This window comes from Zymomonas mobilis subsp. pomaceae ATCC 29192, assembly GCF_000218875.1.
Classification (GTDB): Bacteria; Pseudomonadota; Alphaproteobacteria; order Sphingomonadales; family Sphingomonadaceae; genus Zymomonas; species Zymomonas pomaceae.
Genome location: NC_015709.1, coordinates 431,767 through 452,291, shown reverse-complemented (window position 1 = coordinate 452,291; position 20,525 = coordinate 431,767). Strand labels below are relative to the sequence as shown.

The window sequence follows — 20,525 nt, the reverse complement described above, 5'->3', positions numbered from 1 at the left end:
GGCTCAAGCCTCCTGTTCTGTATCATTAGTGATGCTGTCAGCATCCTGTGAAGAAGCGGCGGCTTCATCTTTTGTTATATTATGGGCCGCATTACGCGCTTTAAGATGGCGAAGGGTAGGGGGCAGACGAAAAGCAATTTTTTCTTCTACACCGGGCAACTGCTCTACCGTTACTGGCCCTAATGCACGGATAGCCGCGATAACACTTTGCACTAATTCTTCTGGTGCTGAGGCACCGGCGGTTAATCCTACGGTATGAATATCTTCAAACCAGACAGGATCTATTTCGCTACCATCGGCAATCAAATAGCTGGGCAGCCCTTCTTCTAACCCTATTTCGCGTAGGCGATTGGAATTAGAACTGTTTGGCGACCCCACGACCAAAATGAGATCAGATTTTTTGCATAAGTCCCGAACGGCCGTCTGGCGGTTCTGGGTGGCATAGCAAATATCGGAAGTATCGGGGCCAATAACATCCGAAAATTTCTGTCTTAAAGCGGCAATCACAGAACGTGTGTCGTCGACGGACAAAGTCGTCTGGGTAATGAAGGCAACCGGCGTATCTTCTGGAATTTTAAGATCAGCTACTTGTTCAGCCGACCCTACCAGATGAACCGGACCGTCAATTTGCCCCAATGTCCCTTCAATTTCGGGATGACCAGCATGACCGATTAAAATTAAAGTGCGTCCATGAGAGAGATAGCGTCTCCCCTGAGCGTGAACCTTGTTAACCAAGGGACATGTTGCATCAACGACAGGTAATCCCCGTTGGTCTGCTTCTTCTTGGACGGTACGTGCTACACCATGCGCGCTAAATACGGTTACTTCGCCAGAGGGAACTTCTGAAAGTTCTTCGACAAAAACTGCGCCTTTGGCACGGAGTGTATCAACAACATGACGGTTATGAACGATTTCATGGCGAACATATACCGGTGCGCCGACACGATCGAGTGCCTGATCGACGATTTCGATAGCGCGGATGACACCCGCACAGAAGCCACGCGGCTGAGCCAGAATGATTTTTATCACAAACATTCCCGATATTGGATGCTTTTATTCTAAGCCTATCTTGGCCTGATCACGGTTAGACCTGTAACTATTTTACAGATGATCTGAAAGCAGATAACGCGCTTTATAGCACAAAACGGGCAGATTTAGTGTGAATTATGTATAAAAAACACAGTGACTTATATACCACATTTTCTAAAAAGAAACCTCATTGCTTTTTCTGCGTTTTTTTTCATTAGGGTCTAACGAAGCATTTTTATGAAGAATTGGATAAAAAGTTCTAAACTGTCGATGAATGATAAAAAGCATGTCTCTTCAAGACCGAATGTTCTTTTTCCGTTCAGGGAGAATTGTTAAAAAAGACCCATTCAGTTAGGTGGAAAGCCAAGAGATAAAAAGGATATTTTCCCTTTAGGCAGCTATCAATCCTTATTAACAGGGATGATCTTGAGTGGTGGATAGGGGTATTATGTCTTTTTTGTTATTTTGAATTTGAGAGTAGGATTTATTGATGACTTTAAGATTTCGGAATTTGTTACCTGCAATATTTATTGCTGCTGTACCTGTTATTGTCCATGCCCAAGCAACAGACCCTGCAGCCGCCCAAATTGATGCTTATCACAATGCCATTATTGACATTATGAAACAGGGAAAATCATTAGGTATTAGCGGCCGAACAAGTCGTTTTGAAACGATCGTCCGTGATTATTACGATATGCAGACAATGACATCTTTGGTGGTGGGGGCAAGTTGGGCTTCTGCTAATGCTGGAGATCGCGAACATGCGATAGAAGCTCTTGAGCATCATAGTGCCGTGATGCTCGCCAGTAATTTTGTCAGCTATGGCGGCGAACAATTTAAAACCGAACAACCCGTAACCAGTCGGGGGGCTGATAAATTGGTGCGCGCCACTATCACCAGCGATAAGCTTATTTACCGGATGCGCCTTAATCAAGGGAAATGGAAAATCGTTGATATTATCTCAGATGGCGTTAGCCAGCTTGCTGTACAGCGAGCCGATTTTTCATCAACCGTTGCATCGGGGGGTATACCTGCTTTAGTACATAAATTAACGAGCCTTGATGCAAAGGCTATGAAATAAAATAGTAAAGTAAGGTTGGCGCAATAAGCCGGAACTTCTTTTAAAGAACCGGCTTATTACCTAAAGAGTCATCTCTCAATCTTGCGGCTAATACTTCTAAAGTTATATTTTTAACCGCTTCAAGACGATCTTCTGCCTGTAGAATATCAGCGATAATAGATAGTCGCTGACTGATATGATCAAAATCCTGTAGAACCGTTACATGATTATCGACTACATGAGGGTCAGCGCATAATATCAAAGATACATTTTCGACATCATGACGTACTAACGCTATTTCGGCGGCCAGCTTTTTAAACAACAATGTTGTTGCCTGATTGCTTTTACACAGTGCTCCGGAGCAAAGCTCTGCTTGCTCCGGAAGAACTGTAGGCTCGTTCGACGTCATTTTTGACATTTTGCGAGGACAACTGAGGCAATATCGCCAATAGCGATTTCCTGATCAATAACTTTTGCATCGCGTGCCGCACGGGGACCATCACCTGCAATAGAAGTTTCCTGATCTTGAGCAAAAGTGAAGGCGCCGCTTGCTTTTAAAGCCCGCATACCGGCGACGCCATCATCGCCGACACTAGTTAAAATGCCTGCAACAACGTCATCTTTTGCCGTTTTGGAAAGCGCTGCGAAAAGTAAGCTAGCGCTGGGGCGATGACCTTGCACCGGATCTTTAGGCAGAAGGCGAATAGTGGGATCGGGCCACCGATCAATTACAACATGGCTGCTGGTATCACTGGCAATATAGATAATACCTTGCTTTAATTTAGCGCCATCCTTGGCTTGTTTAACCTGCGGTTTAATAGCCGATCCAAGACGCGTTAAATAAATTTCGGTAAAACTATCATCCAGCGGCTGTACGATAAGGGTAGGCGGACAGTTGGCTGGAAACTCTGGTAAAATGTCAAGCATGGCATCAACACCCCCCGTTGAGGTAGCCATAGCAATCATTTTGCCATTCCATTCTAAAGCTTCTTTTGCAACCTTACGTTGGCGCGTTTTCTTGCGGATTTTACCCCCCGCAGCAGCAACAATCAGTTCGGCAAGCTTTGGACCAATCTTCCTGAAAACTTCAGGGGTAACATTCTGAGGTTTGGGGAAACATTCAAAAGCGCCTAATTCCAAAGCCCGTAATGAAATTTCAGCACCGCGCTGTGTAAGGGTCGAAAGCATGATAACGGGCATAGGCCGTTCTTTCATGATTTCTTCTAAAAAATCGATACCGCTCATGCCGGGCATTTCAACATCGAGGGTAATTACTTGAGGGGATAATTCTGTGATGCGTTCTCGTGCCTCATCCGCATTAGCGGCAACACCGACAACCTGAATATTATCAAAGCTGTCTAACACCTCAGAAAACAAGGTGCGCATGGTAAGAGAATCATCAACAATTAAAACGCGAACCGGATCGCTCATCCTGCATCCCTTTTACTGATTTTAAAACGTCCGTTACAAAAAACGTTACCTGACAGGGAGTAAATAATCCACAATGGATATCTCAAAATTATTTATAATATGAATTTTTGATAAACAGCTTAATAGCATTAGCATAGTATAAAAATAATTTTGATCGAATTACCTCTAAAATGATATTTTTTGACATTTATTGCAAATGTAAAAATATTAATAGTATTAAAAATTACTATATTGATATAATATTTTCTAAAATTTTTGCATAATTCTTCATTTTTAAAATTTAATTTTAAGGTGACAATTGGCTGGTTATATCGCTTTGTCCTATAAATAATATTAAAGTTTTGTCAAAACAATATTATATTACTCTTTTAGGTATATTGAGGGGGTGGAGAATGTAGCAAGGATTCTAGATCTACGACTAAAGCCATCTCGCCATTTTCCATCAGAGCTGCTCCGGTAATACCCCGCACCGCTTGAAAATTCGTTTCCAGATTTTGGACAACAAGCTGTCTCTGGCTTTCAATTGTATCTACAATAAGCGTAATCTCTGGTTGATGAATAGTAGAATCAACATGAATGAGTATTTTTCGCCCTTCCTTAAAGGAATCTTTATGAAAGGTCTCTCCGCCGATTAACGAGGATAAGGCAATAGCAGGTAGCCATTTATCTCGTAATTTTATCATCGATTGTTTATCGTCGACCCAGTGAATATCCTTTGGTTCAACAGCAATACTTTCAGTAATATCAGAGATCGGGAAAATATAACTTTGTTGTTTTACTCTAGCGATTAAACCTTCTATCATCATTTGGTTAAGAGGTAAAAACAACGTAACGCGCGTGCCTATATTGGGGGGCGCATAAATACTTACCTCCCCCCTTAAAGATTGGATGATACGTTTTACGTGAGCCAATCCGCTTTTTTCTTTTTGTTTATAAATACTTTTGAAAATTTTAGTGTCTTTATTATTTTCTTTGTCTTTATCCGCAATCAATCCATATTTTTCGGCTAGAGTAATCAGATTTTCCCAGATAATACCACGTCCATCATCCGTTATTGCAATTCTAAGACGGCTGGCATGGCATTTTGCCTCTAAGCAGATACGACCATTTTCAGGTTTACTGACCTTCTGCCGATCTTCTGCTGATTCAATTCCGTGCAATGCCGCATTATCGACTAATTCAAGCAAAGCTTCTCCCACGGAAATAACAATACGTTTATCAATCTTGGTATCACCACCTATTATCGAAAAAGTAATAAACTTATTTTTTTGGGCATAACGATGCTCGATAATCGGGATAATTTGAGAAAATAATCCTTCTATCTTTTGAGTTTGCAACGAAAGCGTATAATTATTGGCCGATTGAATTAAATCATCGAGTTTATCAAGATCATTATCCTGATTACGGCTTTCTATATTTGACGCATTTCCTTCAGATAAAGAGGCTCGAATACTCAACATTTCATTGAATATCTTGAATAATCCGTCGAGTTTATCTGGATCAATGGGGATATGCGGTAAGTTACTGCCTTCAACGTAAATAGAACTCTCAGCGACACTCTGATTGATACATTGTCCATCAGGTGTTGCCTTGGAAGGCGGACGGATCAAAGGCAGTGATATTGTGGGGGAATCTGACGGGGCATCCGTAGCAATATCTACACCAACTTTTTTAAGGGCCCATTCGGAACTGGACGCTAAATTTTCTTGTAACTCGGTATCCAATTTCGCATGGTCGGGTAGTGAGAGACCCGAATTCAGAGCTGTGATATAGGCCTCAATAGCTTCAAAACTGCGCTGTATTAAGTCAATCAGAAACAGATTTAAGACAAGTTTATCATTTTGAAGATAGGTAAGTAATTGAGCTAGATGCTGTGCCAGACTAGCAAACGCTTCATCCCCACTGTCAGCCGCTTCTTTACCTAAATGCGTGGCAACGGCTTCCAAGCGATTAAGCATTTTGTCATCATAGATTCCAGCCTGACAGGCCTTTAAATCATGGGCAATTTGCTCTCGCTGCTTTTCCCATAAAAGAAAATGCCTTTTGGGGAATTCTGTCATAATAGCGCTTTAGTCCACGAAAGAACGTTTATTTTTCCTGTCAGCTAGGATCATATTATAGCTAATAGAACGCCCCTGTAATCATTCTACTGAAATTTTTACGTTAAATTTAAAAGGCATGACTGGCAATTAGGTATTCTATTTAAAAGCCTCAAATTAGAAATATAGTCTTTTTTATCCGATTACTATTATCTATTTATATTATAAAAGGATAATATTAATGTCCAGTTTCATTTTTGCTTAGATGAAAACGTTCTAGTTCAGTGCCTAACCAGTCAACAGCCTTAACAATATTCTGAGAAGCCTGTGTAGATTGTTTTACAATCATTCCACCCTGTCGGGTTACTTGCTCTGTATTTTCGACTATAGTGGCCGCATCTTGTAATTCGCGTGACTGAGTTGCTGCTGAAATAGAAATATCCCGCGCTTGGCTATTCACTAATTCAATATTACTAATAATATCTTCAAAGGTTTTGCCCGTTTTTTGGACCTGATTAGTGGCGATACTAAGTTGTTTCAAACTATCTTCAATAAGACTTTTTACACCCGCAGCCGCTTCTGCGGAACGCTGCGCTAAGGCGCGCACTTCATTGGCAACGACCGTAAAACCACGCCCGGCTTCATTGGCTTTAGCCGCTTCAATACCTGCATTTAAGGCAAGCAGGTTTGTTTGAAAGGCAATATCATCGATTAAAGTCACAATATTTGATATTTTTTTCGAGGATGCCGATAAGGCTTCCATGCTGTTTATCGCTTCAGAAGCGATTTTACCTCCATCACTCGCTTTTTCACGTGTTTGATCAATAGATGTGCTAGCGTCCCTTGCTTGCGTGGCTGTCTTTTCCGCAGCCATTGCAATTTTGTTCATGGTATCTGTTGTCTCGGCAAGAGCCCTGATTTGTTGATCGCTGGAATCTTGCAAGGCATGAGAAGACTGCCCAATAGTATGGGCTTCTAATCGGGCATTATTAGCAATAGAAATGACTTTCGCCATCGTCGTTGCCAGACTGGAACGCATGACGGCAAAGTCATTAGCAATAGCCGCATAATTTTTAGGAATATGTTCTAAAACGACATCAAAATTCTGCTCTGCAATCTGGTGCAAAGCTTTACTTAAACTTTGAAGAATAAGATTCCGTTCTTGACGCTCATAATCTACATAGTTCGAAATTACGATTTCTATATCTAACAATGTTAGTTTGACAAAAGCGCCTATTTTTTTAGCTAATTTTCGATGTAACAATGCCCCGCCGGGGGCAGCATTAATAGCCCTTTGGATCATTTGATCTAAATTAACCGCATAGGCACTAATATAATAAGTGGGCGTAATGCCAATTTGGGCATGAATCGCACCAATTTTTTTAGATTTTTCTTCACTTTTTTTATCAAAAGGCTTGCTGAACCAAGTTAGCCAGTGGGCCAGCTGTTTCTTTTTGGCTGTCTCTATAACCTCTTTGCTTTTGAAGAAGCGACGGGCAGAGGTATGCGTAAGATGGTTGTAAAGATAGTCAAGGGCTTTACTGCCATAACGCTCGATAATAGCTTTAAGCGCTGGAAGATTCTTATAATCCTCTGCGGTTATATTAAATAATTGCAACCGTTCCTTGAAATCTTCAGACACACATATTCCCTATGATAATGAAGAAAAAGCCAATAATATCAACTCCTTAACCGCAAAAATAACAAGGTTCACTCAAAACAGAGACAGTGCATAAAGGAGTCTATAGTTTTTACGACATATATAGAAAAAATTATATCCATTTTATAAACAAAAAGGGTGCCAATTGGCACCCTTTCCATTTTTTTCTGTAAAATATTATTAAATAATATCTTAGCGCTTGGAAAACTGGAAGCTACGACGTGCTTTAGCGCGACCGTATTTCTTACGTTCAACAGCGCGGCTATCACGGGTTAAGAACCCAGCAGCCTTAACGGTAGAACGAAGGTTGGGTTCATAACGAGTGAGAGCCTGAGAAATACCGTGCTTTACAGCACCGGCCTGACCCGACAAACCACCACCGGTAACGGTTGCGACGACATCATATTGATCACGACGTTCTGCAACATCAAAAGGCTGATTAATCACCAAACGCAGGGTTGGGCGAGCAAAATAGACTTCCTGATCGCGACCGTTGACGATGATTTTACCGCTACCTGGCTTGATCCAGACGCGTGCAACGGCATCTTTACGACGACCGGTCGCATAAGCACGACCCTGCGCATCCAGAATCTGCTCACGTAATGGTGCCGTTGATTCAACGACAACCGGCTTCTTTTCAACAATAACTTCTGTTTTTTCAACAGAGGTTTCGACCGCATTAACCTTAGCCGCGCCTACAGCTGCCAGATCAGCGAGGTCGGAAAGGGATTGACGATGATCAGCCATCAGGCACCCACCTTATTTTTGCGGTTCATAGCCGCAACATCAAGAACTTCAGGATTCTGCGCCGTATGCGTATGTTCTGCACCGGCAAAGATACGAAGATTGCGCATTTGCTGACGACCTAATGGGCCGCGCGGGATCATGCGTTCAACCGCTTTTTCTAATACGCGCTCGGGAAAACGACCTTCCAACACTTTTGCTGGGGTCGTTTCCTTGATACCACCAGCATAACCCGTATGCTTATAGTAAATTTTCTTCTGCATCTTACGGCCGGTAAAGCGCACTTTATCCGCATTGATGATAATGACATTGTCACCGCAATCAATGTAAGGGGTAAAGCTAGGCTTATGCTTACCGCGTAAAAGATTGGCAATGATCGTTGCAACACGACCAACAACCAATCCTTCGACATCAATGAGATGCCATTTTTTTTCGACGGTTGCTGGCGTTGCCGGCTTCGTCGTTTTCATGAGCGCCTTCATGGGCTCTTATTCCTCATATGGCTAAAAATTCAAAATGCATGAAATATTCTGATTTTTTGATAGTCAGAATACCTGCTGTTAAAGGCGGCTAATTACAATTTAATCAAGAATAGTCAAGACAAATCGGGCTTTTCTAGAGTGGTATTATAATACCTTGACAAAAAAAGCTTCGATAGGACGTTCTTTTTGAGGATAAGATTCAGTAGAGCCCATCCCATAATGTAAAGGATATATTTTTACCTCAAAATATAAATTCTTTTGTCTAAGATAAAAATATATCCTTAATACTATTCAATTATTACCAGTCTTTAGATTTAAAGAATTGATCTGGAAAAGCTGTTGGTGCCGAACATTGCTTGATAACTATTTTAGAGCCTATTGTAATATTATGGCTGCTTAGAAAGCCTTTTCCGACTTCAAGAACGGCGTGGACAGGTTTATCCGAAACATATTGTTTATCAGAATTAGGCTTCATGTTTTCAATCTGCGCGATTTCACCTTTATCATTTATAAAGGCAACCGTCATAGGACGTTGCACCATACGCATAGAAAAAGCATATCTGCGCGGATTCTGCCAAAGAAACAGCATGATAGGCATACCGCTATTTAAATTAGAGACACCTTGGTTTATTTGATAGGTGGTCTGGGCGATAGGAATATCTTTCATCGGAATTTTTGTGCCGAAACTAGCGGTCACAATTTCCATGTTACAACTTGTCCACCCGTCAATAGGGGCAGGGGCCGCGTTATTATCCACTGTTGTCGTATTATCAGCGCTATTTGCTGATAATATGAAAGCTGCTGCTAATATAAGAATTTTACGCATAAACTACCTTTCTTATATCTCTATGCCCGCAGCACTATCAAAATAATATTGATAATGCCTCATATGACAGAAAAGTTATTTCTGTAATATCGGATATGCTTTGTGAATAGAACGAAAGGTAAAGGCGGGCGATCTGTTAATAATCCAGATAGCCTCTTTTAATATCAATTAATCCAAGATTGGCATTAAGTGCTTAATTTAAAAGGTAAAAGCTTATTTAAAATGACAAGGCTGATTAATGGTCGGGATAGCAGACAACTGAACTACCATTAGAGTTACCGGCCCATTTCCCACATTACCGGCCAAATGACCTTTTTTCCCTGCCGCATCAGGGATAGAGTTTTGATCTTCACCCAATGAAATCTCACCCGGTCCCATTTTAACTCTTGTGCCATCCATAGCTTCCACAAACCAAGTTCCCTTTAGGGGAATGATCCACTGAACTTTAGGATCCTCATGCCATATTCCATTCCAATGGGCGGGCTGGATTGTAGAAATAACGGTGGCATTACCTTCGCTTAACCGGTCTTGCCATTGTGGGCCGGCTGGCTTTGACATGGTTTTTAAATCGTAATTATGAAAATAACATTTCGTTAGATGGGTGACGCCTTTGCTATCTGTCCAATTATGCCAATAAGCGGCTTTTGGTACTTGCGGTACAGCCTTCGCCACAGATGCCCCTATAGCCAAATACATAATAGTTGCTAACGCGACAGTAACACGACGGCTTTTCATTTTTTTCATCCTAGCTTCCCATCTGCATTATAAGGGGGCAATGGATTGATAGGAAAACGGATCAAATGATAAGGCGGTCTCCGCATATCCTTACCACCATTAAAACCAGCTAAGCGGTTCCATTGTCCTAATGTGCAATAGACATGTGTATCAGTACAAAAAATTCCGTCAGGCGATAAAATACGGGGATCGTGAACCATAAGATCGAAAGATCCATCTGTATGACGCCTAAAAATAGCATCATGTTCAAAATTAGTCGTATAAATTCGCCCTGATGAATCGGTCGCCAATCCATCGGCGACACCTTTTTCACCTTCATCAATAACCGCGGCAGCGAGTTGCTCTTCTGTGATTTTAGAATCAGAGAGTAGACTTGTCGGAAGGCTGTAAAGGCGGCGACTAGTTAGGGGTGAATAAAATAATCTGCTGCTATCAGGGCTAATTGTGATGCCATCGATGCCGCCCACCACAAAGCGTGGTTTCTGGTCAGGTGAATAAACAAGCGGACGACCTTCCACAACAGCCATAAAATGAGGTTCTGCTTGCGTAGAATAATGTTTGGCTAATACGCGACGTTGCTTTCCTGAAGCAATATCAACAACAATCAGGGCGGGCTGATGTCCGAACGAACTATCTGTAACATACACCGTTCCTTGGGGGCCATGGGTCAGATCAACGCTGAGATCGTTCATATGACTATCGGGTAAAAGCACGGGACGATGAAGGAGAATACGATGAAGAATAGTTTTATTTTGAGGATCAAAACAAAGAATTTTTGCAGCACCGGATGCGATAGGATGACCCGCTAATTTGCCATCATCAATAGCCCATATCATGCCCTGCGCATCCATAGTCATACCATGAATTGAAACTAAGCGATCGGCAGCAGCTTTATTAGAGGGCAAGCTAATATCTGCATTGGGCCAAGGAATAACCTGTCCATTGACTAACTCACCCAGAGTAGCCCCTCTGTGATTAATCGCATGACGGGGAAAACCTACAAAAATCCGATTAGTTTTAGTTACTACAATGCCAGATGGCCCAGGCCCATAAAAATCAGCGATAATTTCTAAATTTCCAGCGGGTTCATAACCTTGATCGCCATTTTCGCCGGTAATCGGAGTCTGTGCCTGTACGACATCAACGCCTGCAATCATAGCCGAAGCGGCTATAAAAGCCCTACGGCTTAGCCATGCAGTGGCCTTAGAGGTATCCTCAACTTGGCCGACTTTTTTAGGGGTAACCAAATTCTTCAATCGGTATCTCCGATCATTTCATTGATTAACGATATATAATCCCTGTCTTTATCCTTAAACTTATCTCACATTATTACTAAAATACAAAGACCTTCGCCAAGGAAACTTTTTGTTTCTTAAATATGACGAACAGTCTTTTTAGTATAAGTGTATAAAGTATTTTCTATTATTAATTTTTTTCAGTCTTTAAGTAGCGGTAAAGTGTTGCGCGACTTACACCTGACAGCTTGCATATTTCTGCAATCGGCAGATCAGGATTGTTATGATAAAGATCAATTGCTGTTTTAATTTTCTTTTCAGGCGTATGGGGACGCCCGCCAAGGCGACCACGCGCACGGGCCGCTTTTAAACCGGCCTGTGTTCTTTCGCGGATAAGATTGCGTTCAAATTCGGCCATAGCGCCAAAGATATGGAAAATCAGACCCCCTGATGATGATGCCGTATCAATTTTTTCTGACAAACTTTCAAATAAAATAGAATGTTCTTTTAAACGTTCGACTAAAGTAATAAGTTCTTTCAACGATCGTGCTAAACGATCTAAACGCCAGATGATAAACTTATCACCCTCACGCATAAAGTTTAAGGCTTCGGTTAAACCGGGACGTTCGGCTTTAATGCCACTGACTTTATCAGTGAATATTTCTTCGCAGCCAGCCGCTTCTAATGCAGCAATTTGAAAGTTTAAATTTTCCTCATGCGTCGATACACGGGCATAACCAATTTTCATCTTTTTACTCCCCCTGACCCAAATAGATTTTTTATTTATAAGATGTGTTTTAAGAATAGGAAATAGGGAGCATTCATTCTTTTTAGAGATGTTAATAAAATATTGAAAAATATAGTAAAAAAACAACAAAATTTTGTGAAATTAAAATTAATTTGATAAATTTTAACATCTTTGCCACTTTATATATTAAATACTTCATCACAAAGATGTTAAAATTACACATTACGGCTTGATACTATTGCGATTATTTTTAACGACGAACACCGAAACGGAAAACGGTCGTATAATCAAAATTCTGTCCGGGTTTAAGCTCGGTTGTAGGAAAAGAAGGATGATTAGGGGAATCTGGATAATGTTCGGCTTCAAAGGCTATTGCATCTGTCTGACGATATTGTTTACCTGTTTTCCCGTAATATGTGCCATCCAGTGAGTTGGAGGTATAGACCTGTAAGCCAGGTTGTGATGTCAGCACATCCATTGCACGCCCCGTTTTAGGATCGAAAATTTGCGCTGCCAACCGAGGCTGTTTTCCATAAGCACCATTTATAACCCAATTTTGGTCATATCCCCGTGCATATTGAAGCTGGGGATAATTATCGCGTAGATGATCCCCGACACGCATAGGGTTACGAAAATCCAAAGGTGTCCCTGCAACACTGACAATATCGCCCGTTGGAATTGAAGTCATATCAGTAGGTGTATAGTTATCGGCATTAATTTTTAAGATTTCATCTTCGATTGAGCCGGATCCTTCACCCCCTAAATTAAAATAACTATGATTGCTGAGATTAAGAACGGTCGGTTTATCTGTTGTAGCTTGATACCGTAACCGTAATTCATTCTGATCATTAAGCGTATAGGTTACATGTACCGTTAATGTGCCTGGAAAACCTTGATCATTGTCAGGGCTAACTAGCGTTAGTACAGCACCCGCTTCATGTTCAGTTGCGGGTAAAGGGCGCACAGTCCACACATATTTATCAAAACCGCGCGTACCACCGTGTAAAGCATTGGGGGTCGCGGTAATAGGGACATTATAAGTCTTACCTTGAAGTGTATAAGTTCCCTTGGCAATGCGGTTCGCATAACGACCAATTAGGGCCCCAAAAAATAAACCGCCTTTTGCGGCATCTACAGTATAGCCTTTTAAATCTGCAAAACCGAGTACAATATCGCCTGATTTACCATCACGATCAGGCGTTTCTATGGACTGAATAATACCCCCATAGGAAATAAACCGAACGATTACGCCCTTAGTATTTTTCAAAGTATAAATTGATACCGCTTCTCCTTCAGCCGTTTTTCCGAAAGGCGCTTGACTGAAACTAACATTTGTAGGGGCACTATGGGCAGAGGATGTAAAGGTTATTACAGACAAAGTTAAGCCAAAGCATAAGCCTAATACATGCTTAGAAAAAATACGCATGTCAGCATCCTTTTTATGTTTTTATTAAAATAAAATTATGTTTTTTATATATAATTTCATAATATTAAATTTTACAAAAACAAAATAATACTTTAACTTATTGTCAATTGATTTTAATTAAATAGCGAACAAAATTGTCAGCCGAAATAAATTGATTATAAAGTTTACGTGCAGAATTATCGACTTCGGTATGCCAATAAACACGGGACCAATGATGTTTAGAGGCAAGTTGTATTATATCTTTTATTAAAGCTCGACCCACGCCGGTTTTACGTGCAGCAGGATCGACAAAAAGATCTTCAAGATAACAAATAGGGTTTAGAACCCAACTTCCTTCATGGATAACATAAAGAACAAAGCCAATAATTTGATCTTTGCATTCTGCTATACGTATTGTCATAGACGAATTTGGGTCTAGAACACGGGCCCATGTCATAGCCGTTATTTCTTCTGAAAGATCGGTTTTATAAAAGGCTGTATATCCCGCCCAAAGATGACGCCATGCTTGTTCATCAGCGGCAGTTGCATCCCGAATAATCATATTGAATTCTCTTTGGCTAATCAGATTTCAAAAATTGCTTACTTTTGGGTGTTGTCTCTAATTTTGAAACTATCTAGTTTATAATAGTGCAGTATATAGAATTTTATTATATAAAATCGACAATATGCCTTCTATTTTAGCTTATTTGATAGCCATTATATTACTCGTCATTACCCCAGGGGCTGATACAGCCCTTATCCTTAAAGTGTCTTTATCCCAAAATAGAAAGAAAGCGTTCGCTACAATCATAGGTATAGGATCAGGTTGTATCGTCTGGGGGATTATTGTTGCTTTTGGGTTAGGGCAATTCTTATCAAATTCGCCCTTTATTTTTAACGCTATTAAAATGACAGGTGCTGTTTATTTATTTTGGCTCGGTATAAAATTATGGTTTATAAATCAGAAAAATAAGGTCAAAATTAATATTATAAAGGCTCATTCTGATTATTTTTATTGGTTTTTTAAAGGCTTTTTAACTGATTTACTTAATCCCAAAATAGGGGTGTTTTATATAACCTTTTTACCCCAATTTATTCCTGATAATTGTAATATAACCCAGTATATATTATTTTTAGTAATTCTTCATATTCTATTGGGTATGATATGGTCCCTTATTCTTATTTTAGCGACTTCCTATTTATCTAAATGGTTCCAATTACCTAAAACCCAAATCTGGCTAGATCGCATAATAGGCACTATATTTTTTAGCTTTGCACTAAAATTAGTTTTTTCCAGAAAATAAGTTTAAATTTTAAAAAGATAGGAGACTCCATTCGTAGCCTCCTATCCTGGTTGAAAAGGTCGCTATTTTTCTAGCGCTTCTGCAATTAATTTCCGGCTATTGTCTATACCGTAAAGTTTGATGAAGCTTCCCATACGGGGACCTTGACTTGAACCCAACAGCGTTTCGTAAAGAACACCAAACCAACCGCGCAGGTCCTTTTCATAATAGGTCTTGCCCACTTCATAAACTTCCGTTTGTAAAGCTTCTGCTGTGGCATCTGCGGGCAGAGTGGATAAACGTGAATCCAGATCGGTTAATGCTTGTTTTTCTTCTTCTGTAGGCGCGCGCCGCTTGAGGGTAGGGGCGATGTGATCCTGATGATACGCAATGGCATAGCCGATTAAAGGATCAAGATCAGGATATTTTTCGGGGTGTGCATCAGGCAATAGCTGTGCCAAATAGCCCCAAACCATGGCTTTATCCGCACCATTCCCTAATACACTTACCAAGTTAAGTAACAGGCTAAAGGGAACCGGCATTTCAGTAGCGGGCACTTTACCCTTATGAATATGATGAACAGGATTGCCTAATTTTTTATCAAAATCCTGATCATGCCAGTTTCTACGAAACTGCCAATATTCATCAATAGCGCGTGGAATGACGCCTAGATGTAAGGACTTCGCCTTTTTAGGCTCACGATAGGCAAAAAAGGCAAGGCTTTCTTGTGAGCCATAGCGGAACCATTCTTCAAGGCTGATACCATTGCCTTTGGACTTTGAAATCTTTTCGCCATTTTCGTCCAGAAACATTTCATAATTGAAACCTTCGGGAGGACGTCCACCAATGGCACGGGTAATTTTTGAAGATTGTACCACAGAGTCGATCAGGTCTTTACCAGCCATTTCATAATCAACGCCAAGCGCCTTCCAGCGCATAGCCCAATCTACTTTCCATTGTAATTTGGCTTTACCCTTTAAAATGGACTGCTCGACTATTTCGCCTTCATCTTCAAAACGAATAAGGCCTGCTTCGGCATCCACGACTTCAACCGGCACCTGTAAAACGATACCGCTTTTTTCACTGATAGGCAGGATAGGGGAATAGGTTGCCCGCCGTTCCTCCCGGAGGGTCGGCAGCATGATGTTCATAATTTTTGCGTAATTTCTTAAGATTTCTTTTAAAGTTTCATCAAAACGCCCCGAATTATACTGCTCACTTGCTGAATAAAAATCATATTCAAAGCCAAAACGATCTAAGAAATCGCGCAGCATCGCATTATTATGATGGGCAAAACTTTCATATTTTCCGAAAGGGTCTGGAATACGGGACAAGGGTTTTCCCAGATTTTCCGTCAGCATCGCCTTGTTTGGCACATTATCGGGAACTTTACGCAGGCCATCCATATCATCAGAAAAAGCAATCAGACGGGTCGGGATATCGGATAAAATCTCATAGGCATGGCGCACCATTGTCGTTCTAAGCACCTCATTAAAGGTGCCGATATGAGGCAATCCCGAGGGTCCATAACCCGTTTCAAATAGCACATAACCTTTTTCAGGGGCACTCTTACCATAGCGTTTCAGCAGTTTTCTTGCCTCTTCAAAAGGCCATGCTTTAGATTTTTGGGCTGCAATGCGAAGAGGATTTTCCTGTGTCATATGGTCCTGTATCGAAATAAAAGAAAAGAGCTGATAAAAAAACCGCTCTTTAAAAAATAAAAATTTATGTATCTTTCCCTATTACAGGGATAAAAAAAATCAACATTTTCTCTTAAAGGCTTTTGGGTATTCCCTATTAAGGGAAAAAGGGTCCGTCAGATAAGATAGGTCGAAAATTTTCATCCTGACAGGGGTTTGAAATTTTTCAAAATCACACAGCTTTTAGCAAAGATAGCCGGTATAAAAAATACCTTTTATCTTTGCTAAAATAGGATAAAAAAATTTAGTCTCTCTTCCTATTTTATAAATATCTTCTTATCTCATAGATCGCTTCTAAATCGCTTTTGATAGTGAAAAATCCGATTTTAATCAGGAATACTGTGTGACAGAAAGTCTTTTTTCAGAAGATCGGATTCCACCTGCCTTATACGCAACCCATGCAGGCATCTGGATAGCCTTTGCTAATGGTGATGTTCGCTCACTTGACCGAACAGCGGCTTTAAATTTGTTACAAAAAAATCCCGTTATTGTCCTTAATACGCCTATGATGGCCAGCCGTCTAAAAATACCCGAGATTTCAGCTTTAGATATTTTAGAGTTATTTGCCTTTGTCTATCCGGCTTGTTTTACGGTACCGACCCCACGCGGGTTAGCTAAATTTTTAGATATTCCCTTACCTACGGACGAAGTATCTACAGCGGTGTCGTTACACCACATAACTGCCCAACTTTTAAAAACAGTCACAAATCCCAAATGGCAACAAAAAGAAGGCGCATGGGATAGCGCCACGGCTCTTGCACGTCATCAATGGAATTGGAGCCATTTTCTCAGTCAATATTTGATAAAACCGCGCCATCCAGAACGTTGGTTGTTTTCACGGCTTGCTGAATGGGAAGAATCAGCCCCAAAACCGCCCGCGCGTCCTGTTATTTTATCTGTGGAAGATAGTGACGCCAGCCTTAGCACTATTCTGGGACAAAAAGCAGAAATAAGGACTGAACAACGCCGCTATACTCAAAATGTCAGTCAGATTTTTCGACCTCGGTTAGTAGAAGAAGAGCCTCATTTTTTATTAGCCCAAGCCGGAACAGGCATCGGTAAAACACTGGGCTATCTGGCGCCAGCGACGAAATGGGCTGAACAATCCGGCGGAACTGTTTGGATTTCGACCTATACCAAGGCTTTACAAAAGCAGCTGGGTCGAGAATCCGAGCGTATTTTTCCAGATGATAAAAGCTATAAAAAGAATGTTGTCGTTCGAAAAGGGCGTGAAAATTATCTGTGCCTGCTCAATCTGGAAGAAGCCTTGCAAGGCAATTTTCGGTATCGCTCGGCTATTTTAGCGCATTTGATCGCCAGATGGGCGGCCTATACGCGTGACGGGGATATGATCGGCGGTGATTTGCCGGGATGGCTTATCAGTTTATTTCGTCGCAATGGGGCGCTTTCCCTTACAGACCGACGGGGGGAATGCATTTATGCAGCTTGTCCCCATTTTAGGCGCTGTTTTATCGAGCACGCTGTACGGGCAACCGATAACGCCAGCCTTGTTATCGCTAATCATGCTTTGGTGATGTTACTGGCCTCAAGAAGTGGGCCTGAAGGGAATGGTCTTGAACGGCTGATTTTTGATGAGGGTCATCATCTTTTTGAAGCGGCGGATGCTACTTTTTCATTTGCCTTTACCGGAAGGGAATCTAGCGAATTACGACGATGGCTGACGGGTGCTGAAGGGCGCAGTCGCCGCCGCCGTGGTTTTGCAGAAATGGCTTCTTATGATGAACAAGTGGCCTTATCTGTTGAACTGTTAAAAGAAGCCGCGCGTATATTGCCTTCAGACAGTTGGCTTACGCGATTATCTGAAAACAAACCGCGCGGGGTTATTGAAAAGCTTTTTCACGCAATTAGGGATATGGTTTACGCCCGCGCTGCCTCCGCATCTAAAGCAAGCGGTTATGGCATTGAGGCTGAGATTTTTGAACCAGATGGTGAAGTAATAGCGGCTGCTCATGAAAGCAAAATAGCCATTCACTCTATTTTAGAACCCCTGATCAGTTTAGGAAAGCGCCTTGAACAATTGCTGCACGAAACACCGGATTGGTTGACCAACCCGATCAGAGGCAAAATAGAAAGTTTGATTAATGGTTTAGAAAATCGGGAAGATTTACTGTCTAGCTGGTTGACATTGCTTGAGCGTCTATCCGCACAAGCTGATCCTCGTTTTATTGATTGGCTGGCAGTGGATCGGATTGAAGGTAGGGAATATGATATTGGGATTCATCGCCATTGGTTAGATCCCACGGAACCACTGGCCGAACATGTTTTTAAACCTTCCCATGGATTATTGGTAACTTCTGCGACCTTAGGGGTTAATAATACCCAATACCCTTCACAGTCTGATCTTGAGACAGAAGCTAAAAGTATAAAGGCAGATTGGACAGAAGCGGAAAGGCGGAGTGGAGCACGCTATCTCAATAGTCCGCTTTTGCATTTTCAGGCGCAAAGTCCTTTTGACTATACCTCTTCTGCTGAGATATTCATTGTTAATGATATTCCCAAAAACAATATTGCGGCTTTAAGTAACGGCTATGTCCGATTGCTGGAAGCATCCGAAGGGGGGGCTTTAGGTCTATTTTCTTCTATTCAGCGTCTTCGGGGCGTTTATACGCGAATTGCTGATCATTTAGCGCGCCAGGGATTATCTCTTTACGCGCAACATGTTGATCCCATGGATACGGGAACTTTGGTCGATATTTTTCGTGATGATCCGCAAGCTTCTTTACTGGGCACGGATGCCTTGCGAGATGGTATTGATGTCCCGGGAAATTCTTTACGTCTCGTCGTCATGGAAGGGTTGCCATGGCCACGGCCTACAGTCGCCCATGCGGCAAGACGGATGGCTTATGGTGGCTGTCATTACGACGATCAAATTATTCGGGCAAAATTAGCGCAAGGCTTTGGACGGCTTATCCGAAGGCAAGGGGATAAAGGTGCCTTTGTGTTGCTCTCTTCGGCGGTTCCGTCACGGTTACTGAATGCTTTTCCAGAAGGCATTAAAATAAACCGCTTGCCGTTAGATATCGCGGTGGAAAGAATAAAGGCACAATGCCGGATAAAACACGACTAAAAATTTATAAATATACCTTATCCCAACCCTCAATAATTCTGTCACTGACCTGTTTTCGGATGCTCTGCATCGGAACACCCGAAAAACGGGTAGGATGAACTCGATTAGTGAGTAAAGTCCAAGCTATACCGCGTTGAAAATCAATCCATAACCCCGTGCCTGTAAATCCAGTATGGCCAATTGTCTGCCCAGAACAGGCTTGTCCACCCGCCCAATTATCCGATTTACATTCCCATCCTATACTTCTTTTGGGATTAGCAGAACGCTGGCGCATTGCGCGAATAGCCTTATCGGAAGCACCCTCGCCTGTTAAAAGAGAATAGGCAAAATGAAGAACGCCTTCTATAGTTCCAAAGAGACCCGCATGACCCGCTGCACCGCCTAAAGCCCATGCATTTTCATCATGCACTTCTCCTTTTAGGACATGATGACGAAAAACGCAGTTTTCTGTTGCGACGGCTAAATCAGGTGATGCCCCATAAGTAAGACCAGGGGGTAATGCTAATGCCCTTAAAGGAAGACCTGTCAATCTTTCTATAGCAATCCCGATCAGGATAAAATTAATATCAGAATAGACGGGCACCGATACTCTTTTCCACGGGTTTTGTAGAATAAAATGCCGCAATCTGTTGGGATCATCGCCATAGGTATAGAGGGGCTCAACCGCAGGTAGTTCTGTATTATGTGTCAAGCAATCCCGAAAAGTAAGTCCGCGTTCATAGGCGGTATTGACTTCATATTGCCTTAGATCAGGTATGGCCTCAGTCAAGGGAGAATCAAGATCAATGAAGCCATTATCAACGAGTTTCAAAAGGGCAGGCGTCGTTGCCATAACCTTGGTTAGGGATGCCAGATCGAACCAGTGATGCCGCGTTAAGCGTTCTTTTTCAGGGATAAGTTGTGCATAGCCTGAAAAATGAAAAGCCTGTTTTCCTTCGCGTGTAACCACACCCAGTGAAGCACAGGGTATTTTGTGCTCAGAGATAAAACTATCCATCGGCAAAAAAGCGTCTTTTACAAGATTATCTAAAATTTCAGAGAATGAAATAGACACAATATT

At 41.6% G+C, this 20,525-nt stretch carries 18 protein-coding genes; 3 read left to right on the top strand and 15 right to left on the bottom strand.

The features are described from left to right. Positions 1 to 3 precede the first annotated feature (3 nt). Positions 4 to 1,029, bottom strand: a complete 1,026-nt coding sequence (gene ispH / locus ZYMOP_RS02010; protein WP_013933692.1) for a 4-hydroxy-3-methylbut-2-enyl diphosphate reductase — start codon at positions 1,027 to 1,029, stop codon at positions 4 to 6. A gap of 490 nt (positions 1,030 to 1,519) precedes the next feature. Here ispH and ZYMOP_RS02005 point away from each other — a divergent pair, with 490 nt between their 5' ends. Next, on the top strand, positions 1,520 to 2,110 hold the full coding sequence (locus ZYMOP_RS02005) for an ABC transporter substrate-binding protein (protein WP_013933691.1): 591 nt from the start codon (positions 1,520 to 1,522) through the stop codon (positions 2,108 to 2,110). A 40-nt stretch (positions 2,111 to 2,150) separates the two neighbouring features. Here the strand turns inward: ZYMOP_RS02005 and ZYMOP_RS02000 are convergent, their stop codons facing one another. The 12 genes from ZYMOP_RS02000 to ZYMOP_RS01945 form a co-directional block, all read right to left on the bottom strand. Further along, a complete protein-coding gene (locus ZYMOP_RS02000) occupies positions 2,151 to 2,411 on the bottom strand; it encodes a hypothetical protein (RefSeq protein ID WP_252507431.1) in 261 nt (86 codons plus the stop codon). Between the two features lie 83 nt (positions 2,412 to 2,494). Beyond that, on the bottom strand, positions 2,495 to 3,520 hold the full coding sequence (gene cheB / locus ZYMOP_RS01995; protein WP_013933689.1) for a chemotaxis-specific protein-glutamate methyltransferase CheB: 1,026 nt from the start codon (positions 3,518 to 3,520) through the stop codon (positions 2,495 to 2,497). A gap of 368 nt (positions 3,521 to 3,888) precedes the next feature. Next, positions 3,889 to 5,580 (bottom strand): chemotaxis protein CheW, encoded by a 1,692-nt coding sequence (locus ZYMOP_RS01990; protein WP_013933688.1) that lies wholly within the window; start codon positions 5,578 to 5,580, stop codon positions 3,889 to 3,891. 217 nt (positions 5,581 to 5,797) lie between these two features. Then, entirely contained in the window at positions 5,798 to 7,201 is a 1,404-nt protein-coding gene (locus tag ZYMOP_RS01985; protein WP_013933687.1) for a globin-coupled sensor protein, read from the bottom strand. A 210-nt stretch (positions 7,202 to 7,411) separates the two neighbouring features. Further along, a complete protein-coding gene (rpsI, locus tag ZYMOP_RS01980; protein WP_013933686.1) occupies positions 7,412 to 7,966 on the bottom strand; it encodes a 30S ribosomal protein S9 in 555 nt (184 codons plus the stop codon). Beyond that, entirely contained in the window at positions 7,966 to 8,445 is a 480-nt protein-coding gene (rplM, locus tag ZYMOP_RS01975) for a 50S ribosomal protein L13 (RefSeq protein WP_013933685.1), read from the bottom strand. Before rplM ends, rpsI begins: the two co-directional genes overlap by 1 nt. Before the next feature lie 298 nt (positions 8,446 to 8,743). Continuing rightward, positions 8,744 to 9,271 (bottom strand): DUF192 domain-containing protein, encoded by a 528-nt coding sequence (locus ZYMOP_RS01970; protein WP_013933684.1) that lies wholly within the window; start codon positions 9,269 to 9,271, stop codon positions 8,744 to 8,746. 213 nt (positions 9,272 to 9,484) lie between these two features. Next, complete coding sequence (locus ZYMOP_RS01965; RefSeq protein WP_013933683.1) at positions 9,485 to 10,006, bottom strand: cupin domain-containing protein; 522 nt, start codon at positions 10,004 to 10,006, stop codon at positions 9,485 to 9,487. A 5-nt stretch (positions 10,007 to 10,011) separates the two neighbouring features. After that, complete coding sequence (locus ZYMOP_RS01960; protein ID WP_013933682.1) at positions 10,012 to 11,262, bottom strand: L-dopachrome tautomerase-related protein; 1,251 nt, start codon at positions 11,260 to 11,262, stop codon at positions 10,012 to 10,014. Positions 11,263 to 11,431: 169 nt separating this feature from the next. Beyond that, positions 11,432 to 11,989 carry a recombinase family protein gene (locus tag ZYMOP_RS01955; protein ID WP_013933681.1) on the bottom strand — a complete coding sequence of 186 codons (558 nt, stop codon included), beginning with the start codon at positions 11,987 to 11,989 and terminating at the stop codon, positions 11,432 to 11,434. A 250-nt stretch (positions 11,990 to 12,239) separates the two neighbouring features. Then, complete coding sequence (locus ZYMOP_RS01950) at positions 12,240 to 13,415, bottom strand: aldose epimerase family protein (RefSeq protein WP_013933680.1); 1,176 nt, start codon at positions 13,413 to 13,415, stop codon at positions 12,240 to 12,242. A gap of 103 nt (positions 13,416 to 13,518) precedes the next feature. After that, positions 13,519 to 13,956: a GNAT family N-acetyltransferase gene (locus tag ZYMOP_RS01945; protein ID WP_013933679.1), complete on the bottom strand. Its 438-nt coding sequence runs from the start codon at positions 13,954 to 13,956 to the stop codon at positions 13,519 to 13,521. Between the two features lie 124 nt (positions 13,957 to 14,080). Here ZYMOP_RS01945 and ZYMOP_RS01940 point away from each other — a divergent pair, with 124 nt between their 5' ends. Then, positions 14,081 to 14,698, top strand: a complete 618-nt coding sequence (locus ZYMOP_RS01940) for a LysE family translocator (protein WP_013933678.1) — start codon at positions 14,081 to 14,083, stop codon at positions 14,696 to 14,698. Between the two features lie 62 nt (positions 14,699 to 14,760). On the opposite strand, the gene ZYMOP_RS01935 is transcribed toward ZYMOP_RS01940, so the two are convergent. Then, positions 14,761 to 16,338 (bottom strand): lysine--tRNA ligase, encoded by a 1,578-nt coding sequence (locus tag ZYMOP_RS01935; protein WP_013933677.1) that lies wholly within the window; start codon positions 16,336 to 16,338, stop codon positions 14,761 to 14,763. Positions 16,339 to 16,720: 382 nt separating this feature from the next. Between ZYMOP_RS01935 and ZYMOP_RS01930 the strand changes: the two genes are divergently transcribed. Then, positions 16,721 to 19,465, top strand: coding sequence for an ATP-dependent DNA helicase (locus ZYMOP_RS01930; protein WP_013933676.1), 2,745 nt, complete (start codon positions 16,721 to 16,723; stop codon positions 19,463 to 19,465). A 4-nt stretch (positions 19,466 to 19,469) separates the two neighbouring features. On the opposite strand, the gene ZYMOP_RS01925 is transcribed toward ZYMOP_RS01930, so the two are convergent. After that, positions 19,470 to 20,513 carry a serine hydrolase domain-containing protein gene (locus ZYMOP_RS01925; RefSeq protein WP_041581884.1) on the bottom strand — a complete coding sequence of 348 codons (1,044 nt, stop codon included), beginning with the start codon at positions 20,511 to 20,513 and terminating at the stop codon, positions 19,470 to 19,472. Positions 20,514 to 20,525 lie beyond the last annotated feature (12 nt).

Excerpts from the sequence above, each read along its gene's own strand:
- ZYMOP_RS02005 (WP_013933691.1), top strand. The coding sequence starts at position 1,520 with ATGACTTTAAGATTTCGGAATTTGTTACCTGCAATATTTATTGCTGCT.
- cheB (WP_013933689.1), bottom strand. The coding sequence starts at position 3,520 with ATGAGCGATCCGGTTCGCGTTTTAATTGTTGATGATTCTCTTACCATG.
- ZYMOP_RS01990 (WP_013933688.1), bottom strand. The coding sequence starts at position 5,580 with ATGACAGAATTCCCCAAAAGGCATTTTCTTTTATGGGAAAAGCAGCGA.
- rpsI (WP_013933686.1), bottom strand. The coding sequence starts at position 7,966 with ATGGCTGATCATCGTCAATCCCTTTCCGACCTCGCTGATCTGGCAGCT.
- rplM (WP_013933685.1), bottom strand. The coding sequence starts at position 8,445 with ATGAAGGCGCTCATGAAAACGACGAAGCCGGCAACGCCAGCAACCGTC.
- ZYMOP_RS01970 (WP_013933684.1), bottom strand. The coding sequence starts at position 9,271 with ATGCGTAAAATTCTTATATTAGCAGCAGCTTTCATATTATCAGCAAAT.
- ZYMOP_RS01965 (WP_013933683.1), bottom strand. The coding sequence starts at position 10,006 with ATGAAAAGCCGTCGTGTTACTGTCGCGTTAGCAACTATTATGTATTTG.
- ZYMOP_RS01955 (WP_013933681.1), bottom strand. The coding sequence starts at position 11,989 with ATGAAAATTGGTTATGCCCGTGTATCGACGCATGAGGAAAATTTAAAC.
- ZYMOP_RS01950 (WP_013933680.1), bottom strand. The coding sequence starts at position 13,415 with ATGCGTATTTTTTCTAAGCATGTATTAGGCTTATGCTTTGGCTTAACT.
- ZYMOP_RS01945 (WP_013933679.1), bottom strand. The coding sequence starts at position 13,956 with ATGATTATTCGGGATGCAACTGCCGCTGATGAACAAGCATGGCGTCAT.
- ZYMOP_RS01940 (WP_013933678.1), top strand. The coding sequence starts at position 14,081 with ATGCCTTCTATTTTAGCTTATTTGATAGCCATTATATTACTCGTCATT.
- ZYMOP_RS01935 (WP_013933677.1), bottom strand. The coding sequence starts at position 16,338 with ATGACACAGGAAAATCCTCTTCGCATTGCAGCCCAAAAATCTAAAGCA.